Consider the following 6,204-nt stretch of genomic DNA (forward strand, 5'->3'; position numbering starts at 1 on the left):
GCAGTTGCGCCTGACGCAGCGGTTTGCCGCGCTGGACAAACGCGGAGTGCAGAGAAACAAGGTGTGCGTGGCGATTGCACGCGAACTCGCAGGCTTCGTATGGTCGATCGGCAACGAGGCCAGTAAAACCGTTACTCAATAAAAGGGGAGGACCGACTTGGAGATCGATGCGGTGATGCGATACGGGCAACGACTGGGCAACCCTCGTGGCTCCTATACAGGCTCCGCAAGGAAGATCCACGACACTAGTGGACTGTAACGGAAGAAAGAGAGTGGACATTTCCCTCTGTAGAGCACTTTCGATTCAATCGTTACAGTCCACTAGAGCGAGGCAGGCCCACGACGAATCGATGAAGTGCTGGTAACCAATCCGCGGATATGAGTCTGATTCATCGTCGCCACAACGTTCGTGTCGCATCACCCGATTGATCTCCGATGCTTTGACCAACCAAAAAGAGAAAGATTCAATCACTTGACACGAGCGACCATATGAGGAGCCTGTTGGGCGCTTAGGCTATCAGCGGTGCCTCCTGCATCGCTTCCGTCTGCTCTTCCAGCATGTCGACCTGGCCTTTCCAGTAGTCGCTGGAGCCAAACCAGGGGAAGTTGATGGGAAAGATCGGGTCGTGCCAGCGCTGCGCCAGCCAGGCGCTGTAATGAATCAGCCGCAGCGTGCGCAGCGGCTCGATCAGTGCCAGCTCACGCCGGTCGAATTCGCGAAATTCCTCGTAACCGTCCACCAGGGCGCCCAGTTGCCGGGTGCATTGCCCGCGGTCACCCGACAGCAGCATCCACAAGTCCTGCACGGCGGGGCCTGTGCGGGCGTCATCCAGGTCGACAAAATGCGGGCCGGCGCCGGGCAGGCCCTCGGGTGTCCACAGGATGTTGCCGGGGTGGCAGTCGCCATGCAGGCGCAGCTGCTTCACGTCGCCCACGCTTTCAAACACGGTCTGCGCCACCAGCATCGCTTCTTCAAAAGCCTTGCGCCAGCGCGACTCCATGTCCAGGGGCAAATAACCATGGGAGCCATGAGAGCCGTGGGCGCCGCCCGCCAGCAAAATATCGCGTGAGGCGTAGCCAAAGGTTTGCAGGTTCAGCGCGGGCCGGTGCGTGAACGGCTGGGCGCTGCCCACCGTGTGGATGCGTGCCAGAAAACGGCCTATCCATTCCAGCACTTCAGGCGTGTCGAGTTCGGGCCGGCGCCCGCCGCGGCTGGGCGAGACGCTGAAGCTGAAGCCGCCAAAATGGTGCACCGTACGGCCGTCCAGCGCCAGGGGCCCGATCACCGGGATCTCGGCGGCCATCAATTCGGCGGCAAACGCGTGTTCTTCGGCAATCTGCGCGTCGCTCCAGCGCCCGGGCCGGTAAAACTTGACGACCACAATGTCGCCGGCCAGGTCATCGGTGCCGACCGTGTTCTCCAGATGGACCTGGTAGACCCGGTTCTCGTAGCTGGACAGCGCCATCAGGCGTCCATCGCCGGCCAGGCCCACGCTGGCCAGTGCATCGAGCACCAGGTCCGGCGTCAGGGTCTCGTAGGCATGAACCGCGTGTTGCGTCGGCGCAGCCGTGTTTTTTTCAGTCATGACCCATTGTCGGCGCAGATGGTGGCTTGCTGCACGGTGCGGGCCGCTGATCCGCGTCGGGAGAGGGCAAATTTTCAACACCGCCAGGAACCCGGGGAGAGGTGAGCGGTATCCGCTATCAAACAATAGGAATAGGGCGTTCGCCTCGCCCCGAGCTGCCGGGCGGTTGATTGGCCCACGCGCCTTCTTGGGCGAAAGGGCCGGCGGATCGGGGGGTGGACCAGAGAGCTGTCGGACCCCGGAACGAAAACGGCCCGCCGGTCACTTGACCGGCGGGCCGAGGTGCTGGCCGGGCGACGCAGTCCGCCCGGCCGCCGACCTGGAGGGGTTTACTTCAGTGTCAGGGTCACGTCGATGTTGCCGCGCGTGGCGTTGGAGTAGGGGCAGACCTGGTGGGCAGCGTCCACCAGCGCCTGTGCCGCGGTGCGGTCCATGCCGGGCAGGCTGATGTCCAGGCGCACGGCAATGCCGTAGGCGTTGGGGATCTTGCCGAGGTCGACGCTGGCATCAATCGACAGGTCTTGCGGGAGGGTGATTTTCTGCATCCCGGCCACTGCCTTCATGGCGCCGATGAAGCAGGCCGAATAGCCGGCGGCAAACAGCTGCTCGGGGTTGGTGCCGGTGCCGGAGGTGCCGGGCGAGCTCAGCGTGACGTCCAGGCGGCCGTCGTCGGTCCTGGATTGGCCGTCACGGCCGCCGGTGGTGTGGGCGTGGGCGGTGTAGAGGACTTTTTCGAGTTTCGTGGTCATGGTGCTTCCTTGGAAAAATGCCCCGGAATGAGGCGGGTTGGGTTGAAAACGGGGGGATATTCTTGAGGCGGGAGATCGGCAACGCCCTTACGCCACCAGCCGCTGGCGCAAAGCCTGCACCTGCTGTGTCAGGGCCATCAGCTCGGGGATGGAGCACTGGCTGGCGCTCAGGATGCAGCCGGGAATTTTGGCGGCCCTGGTTTTGAGCTTGCGACCCGCGGCGGTCAGGGTGATGTGTACGCGCCGCTCGTCTTCCACGGCACGAATGCGGGAAATCAGGCCCGACGACTCCAGGCGCTTGAGCAGGGGCGTGAGCGTGCCCGAATCCAGGTACAGCCGCTGGCCGAGTTCCGAGACCGTCAGGCCGTCCTGCTCCCACAGCACCAGCATCGTCAGGTACTGCGGATAGGTCAGCCCCAGCTCGTCCAGCAGCGGCTTGTACAGCTTGGTCATGGCCAGCGAGGTGGAATACAGCGCAAAGCACAGCTGGTTGTCCAGCAGCAGCATCGCGTCGGCTGATGGGGTGGCGGTTTTGTTGGGCATGGCTGAATTGTAGCGTGCAATTAAATTGTGTGCAAGTTAATTGCCAAAAAGATGTTTCGGCGATGTTTCAGCGGCTTGATCCGGGCTGGGTCACGTAACGCCAGTTTTCGCTGGTGCGCAGTGTGTTCGGCCTGCAAGTCCAGGTGCAGCATGCCAAAAAGAAAAGGCTTCAAAACCGAAGTTTTGAAGCCTTTCAGGCTTTGCTCAGCGCAAGGCTGAGACAGCTGGTTTGCAACGGCATCTCTGCCGTTACCGGGGTTTGCAGGGCTTAGTAGCCGCCGCGGCCACCGCCGCCATAACCACCACCACCGCCGGAACGGCCACCGCCGCCGCCGTAGCCACCGCCACCAGAGCGATCGCCGCCGCCACCGCCGCCGTAGCCACCACCACCGCCGAAGCCGCCGGTGCGGGGAGGGCGTGCCTCCATGGGACGGGCTTCGTTCACCGTGATGCTACGGCCGCCCAAGGACTGGCCGTTCATGCCGGCAATTGCGGCTTGCGCTTCGGCATCGCTGCCCATTTCGACGAAACCAAAGCCTTTGGAGCGACCCGTGTCGCGTTCCATCATGACTTTGGCGCTGGTGATGGAGCCGAAAGCGCCAAAAGATTGTTGCAGATCTTCGTCGCGCACCGTGTAAGGCAGGTTGCCGACGTAAAGTTTATTGCCCATGGGGACTCCTCAAAAAACACATAAAAACAAAGCGATGGGGTCCCGTAAGCACAACAAACCCAAAAGTACCGCCGTAGCGCGCGAAACTGACCGATCACTAACCTGTGCGGGTGTTTTGCAACCCGTACTGCTCGATTATGCGCCCAGAACCGCGGGAGCGCCTTTTTTCATCCCTTCGCCCTCAAGGAGAGGGGGTCATGCCGGCGCGCACGCCGGTCGGGTGCCTGCGTCAAAAGGGCTTTGCACCGCGGCAGAGAAGGCTTGTAGCGCCCCTACTAAACTTGGGCCATGCAAACCTCCAGCACCGCGCGCGCCGCAAAACCTTCAAAAGGCACTGGAAAGCCTGCGCCCGCCGCGCAGGTCATTGAAGAGCTGCGCCCAGGGCAGTCGATCGAGCTACTCAAGGAGCTGCACATCCTCACGCGCGAGGGCAAGCTCAACCAGGACACCCGGCGCAAGCTCAAGCAGGTCTACCACCTCTACCAGTTCATCGAGCCCCTACTCAATGAGGTGTCGGCCACCAATCCGGCGCCCACCCTGGCCGACCATGGGGCCGGCAAGTCTTATCTGGGCTTCATCCTCTATGACCTGTTTTTCAATGTCGCGCACCAGGGCCGCAAGGACGCCGGGCACATCTACGGCATTGAAACCCGCGCCGAGCTGGTCGACAAGTCCCGTGCGCTGGCTGCACGGCTGGGCTTTGAACGCATGTCGTTTTTGAACCTCAAGGTCGCAGAGGCCACCACGTCAGCCGACTTGCCCGAGCGCATTGACATCGTGACGGCGCTGCATGCCTGCGACACGGCCACCGACGACGCCATTGCCTTTGGCCTGGCCAAGCATGCGCGGCACATGGTGCTGGTGCCGTGCTGCCAGGCCGAGGTGGCGGGCGTGCTCAGGAAGAGCCGGGCGCTGAACCTGGCCAAAACCCCGCTGGCCGAACTGTGGCGGCATCCGCTGCACACGCGCGAGTTCGGCAGCCAGATCACCAACGTGCTGCGCTGCCTGCAGCTGGAGGCCAACGGCTACCAGGTCACGGTGACCGAGCTGGTGGGCTGGGAGCATTCAATGAAAAACGAATTGATCCTGGCCAGCCTGCCCGCCACGCCTAGCGTGGCTAAAACCCGCGCAGCCCAGGCGCGCCTGCAGGAGGTTTTGCAGACCCTGGGGCTGGACGAGCTGAAGACGCGTTTTGCGGTGACCGCGCAAACGGCCGCTGTGGCTGCCTGAGCGCTTCAGCAACCTGACCGCCTACCCCGCAGGCGCGTCCAGGCCCCGGTGTGCTGCCGCCAGCAGGCGCAGGGCGCCAATCACTTCGGCCTGGGCAACGGTGGGAACCATGTCAGCGCGCAGGCTCATGCCGACCAGCTCCTCGGTGCCCGTCATGCTCACAGGCAGGGCCGCCAGCAGGCCGCTGTCCAGGTCCTGCTGCACCGCGCCCCGGGGCGAAAACCAGACCGCATCGCTGCGCACGGTGTAATTGCGCGCCCCGGTCACTGACAGCGTTTCCACCGTGCGCACCAGCTGGCCCAAGCCGCGCGTCAGCAAAAAACTGTCGGCCGTGTGCCGGATCGCCGTGCCCTGCGTGGGCAGGATAGCCGTGAAAGCCGGCAGGTGCGCCAGCGCATCGGAGCGCAGGGCAGCGTCCCGGATCAGCGGGTGATCGGGCCGCACGGCCAGCACCAGCGGGTCGGCATACAGATGCTCGAAGGTCAGGCCCAGCATGTGGGCCGGCTCGGCAAAGCGGCCTATCACCAGATCCAGCTCGCGCTGGCGCAGTTGCGTGAGCAGGGCCGGATTCGGCGCGGTATGAATGCGCAGGCTGGTAGCCAGGCCCACCAAGCCCGCCGGACCGCTGGCGCGGCTCGCCGCATCCAGTTTCAGCAGCAGCGCGGGCATCAGTTGCGGCGCTACCGTGGGCAGCACGCCCAGCGTCACCACTTCGCTACCGTGCGGGCGGGTGGGCGCGACGCTGGCGACCGCTTCGCGCAGCGCACTCACGCTGGCCCCGGCGTGGCGCGCAAAGGCATCGCCGCTTCGCGTCAGCACCGCGCCACGGCGGCCCCGCTCAAAGAGGCGCACCGCCAGCAGGGCCTCCAGTTCTTTCAGCGTTTTGGAGACGGCCGGCTGCGTGATCGACAGCACCCCCGCCGCCTTTTGCAAACTGCCATGCTGGGCCACCGCCAGAAAGCACTGCAGGTGCCGGAATTTAATGCGCTCGTCAATCATGCGCAACTATAGCCATTGGTTATGTAAAAACGCAATAAATATCAATATACATAACCATTGATATTCACTAAAGTCACCCATCACTTGAAACAGCAACCATCTTGAATGAAGACATTAATTCGTTACTGCAATAGCGTTGCTCCAAGGCGACTTGCAGCGTGCGATGGCGTTCAGGATRACCAGCAGCTTGTGCATGCAGGCCACCAAGGCGACCTTCTTGGGCTTGCCGGCGGCCAGGAGCTTGGCATAAAAGGCTTTGAGTACTGGATTGAATCGGGTACCCACCAGGGCGGCCACATACAGCACGCGACGCACATCGCTTCGCCCGCCGAAGATGTGACGCTGGCCGCGCAGCGTGCCCGAGTCCCGGTTCATCGGCGCCAGACCCACCAACGAAGTGATCTGCTTGCGGTTGAGCTTTCCCAGC

General features: G+C 63.1%; 7 protein-coding genes and 1 pseudogene. 2 read left to right on the forward strand and 6 right to left on the reverse strand.

From position 1 onward, the window contains the following. Window positions 1-142 (forward strand): annotated as a pseudogene (locus AC1DUB_RS27945) (IS110 family transposase); the annotation flags it as partial. A 367-nt stretch (window positions 143-509) separates the two neighbouring features. Here AC1DUB_RS27945 and AC1DUB_RS27950 read toward each other — a convergent pair. The 4 genes from AC1DUB_RS27950 to AC1DUB_RS27965 form a co-directional block, all read right to left on the reverse strand. Then, window positions 510-1,586 (reverse strand): serine/threonine protein kinase, encoded by a 1,077-nt coding sequence (locus AC1DUB_RS27950; RefSeq protein WP_477732334.1) that lies wholly within the window; start codon window positions 1,584-1,586, stop codon window positions 510-512. A gap of 329 nt (window positions 1,587-1,915) precedes the next feature. Then, the gene (locus tag AC1DUB_RS27955) at window positions 1,916-2,335 is read right to left on the reverse strand and encodes an organic hydroperoxide resistance protein (RefSeq protein WP_477732335.1); all 420 of its coding nucleotides are present in this window, start codon (window positions 2,333-2,335) and stop codon (window positions 1,916-1,918) included. A gap of 87 nt (window positions 2,336-2,422) precedes the next feature. Next, window positions 2,423-2,878 (reverse strand): MarR family winged helix-turn-helix transcriptional regulator, encoded by a 456-nt coding sequence (locus AC1DUB_RS27960; protein WP_477719018.1) that lies wholly within the window; start codon window positions 2,876-2,878, stop codon window positions 2,423-2,425. A gap of 268 nt (window positions 2,879-3,146) precedes the next feature. After that, the gene (locus tag AC1DUB_RS27965; protein ID WP_477732336.1) at window positions 3,147-3,548 is read right to left on the reverse strand and encodes an RNA recognition motif domain-containing protein; all 402 of its coding nucleotides are present in this window, start codon (window positions 3,546-3,548) and stop codon (window positions 3,147-3,149) included. 288 nt (window positions 3,549-3,836) lie between these two features. Between AC1DUB_RS27965 and AC1DUB_RS27970 the strand changes: the two genes are divergently transcribed. Beyond that, on the forward strand, window positions 3,837-4,778 hold the full coding sequence (locus tag AC1DUB_RS27970) for a class I SAM-dependent methyltransferase (protein ID WP_477732337.1): 942 nt from the start codon (window positions 3,837-3,839) through the stop codon (window positions 4,776-4,778). Between the two features lie 21 nt (window positions 4,779-4,799). On the opposite strand, the gene pcaQ is transcribed toward AC1DUB_RS27970, so the two are convergent. Both pcaQ and AC1DUB_RS27980 read right to left on the reverse strand, forming a co-directional pair. Further along, on the reverse strand, window positions 4,800-5,777 hold the full coding sequence (pcaQ, locus tag AC1DUB_RS27975; RefSeq protein ID WP_477732338.1) for a pca operon transcription factor PcaQ: 978 nt from the start codon (window positions 5,775-5,777) through the stop codon (window positions 4,800-4,802). 114 nt (window positions 5,778-5,891) lie between these two features. Further along, a partial coding sequence (locus AC1DUB_RS27980; protein WP_477732339.1) for a transposase occupies window positions 5,892-6,204 on the reverse strand: 313 nt, incomplete at its 5' end.

The organism is Polaromonas sp. P4_F9 (assembly GCF_056401235.1).

Coding starts and splice junctions, on each gene's coding strand:
- AC1DUB_RS27950 (WP_477732334.1), bottom strand. CDS start 1,586: ATGACTGAAAAAAACACGGCTGCGCCGACGCAACACGCGGTTCATGCC.
- AC1DUB_RS27955 (WP_477732335.1), bottom strand. CDS start 2,335: ATGACCACGAAACTCGAAAAAGTCCTCTACACCGCCCACGCCCACACC.
- AC1DUB_RS27960 (WP_477719018.1), bottom strand. CDS start 2,878: ATGCCCAACAAAACCGCCACCCCATCAGCCGACGCGATGCTGCTGCTG.
- AC1DUB_RS27965 (WP_477732336.1), bottom strand. CDS start 3,548: ATGGGCAATAAACTTTACGTCGGCAACCTGCCTTACACGGTGCGCGAC.
- AC1DUB_RS27970 (WP_477732337.1), top strand. CDS start 3,837: ATGCAAACCTCCAGCACCGCGCGCGCCGCAAAACCTTCAAAAGGCACT.
- pcaQ (WP_477732338.1), bottom strand. CDS start 5,777: ATGATTGACGAGCGCATTAAATTCCGGCACCTGCAGTGCTTTCTGGCG.